The following is a 677-nucleotide window of genomic DNA, read 5'->3' as shown; positions in this document are numbered from 1 at the left end:
GGCCCTGTTGATGCAGAAGCGACAAGAAGTTTGGATGAATGGACAGTTGTTGACCTGAGAGAACACGCTATTCAAGTGGAAGGCGATTTCTATATGGTATATATCCAAACAGGTGCAAATCCAAACGTACCAGGTTTGGCAACAGATGAAAATGGTCCAAATGCTGAGCGTAGCTATCAATTAGTTGCTGGTGCTTGGTCAGCATCACCTGCAATTGAAGGAAACTATATGATCCGTGCACGTGTGAGTTATGAGGTTGAAGAGCCTGTGATAACTTCACCTGCAGAAGATCTTTTAATAAATGAAGCTGATATTACAGTTGAGGGTACTGCTTCACCGACAACTACTGTTCAATTGTTGAATAATGGTGAAGAAGTAGGTTCTGTTGAAGTTGGCGAAGAAGGTAACTTTACGATACCAACAGAACTGACAGAAGGTGAAAATGCATTGACGGCAGTATCACTGCTCGATGGTACACCAACAGGTGAATCTGCTCCTGTAACAGTAACATTAGATACAGAAGCACCGGAATTAACGATTGACAATCCGGCTGATGGTGATGAAACAAACCGTGAAACAGTGACAGTTGAAGGTACTGTATCAGATGCTAATCTTGACTATGTAGAAGTAAATGGTCGAGAGGCAGCTGTAACGGATGGAAGTTATTCCAAACGTAT

At 42.4% G+C, this 677-nt stretch carries 1 protein-coding gene; it reads left to right on the top strand.

Going from position 1 to position 677, the window contains the following annotated elements; all coding sequences use genetic code 11:
• Positions 1–677 (top strand): Ig-like domain-containing protein (locus CIL05_RS21455; protein WP_338066962.1); only part of this gene is annotated, 677 nt, incomplete at both ends.

This window comes from Virgibacillus profundi (genome assembly GCF_002287375.1).
GTDB lineage: Bacteria > Bacillota > Bacilli > Bacillales > Amphibacillaceae > Virgibacillus_K > Virgibacillus_K profundi.
This window is presented reverse-complemented; position numbering and strand designations above follow the sequence as displayed.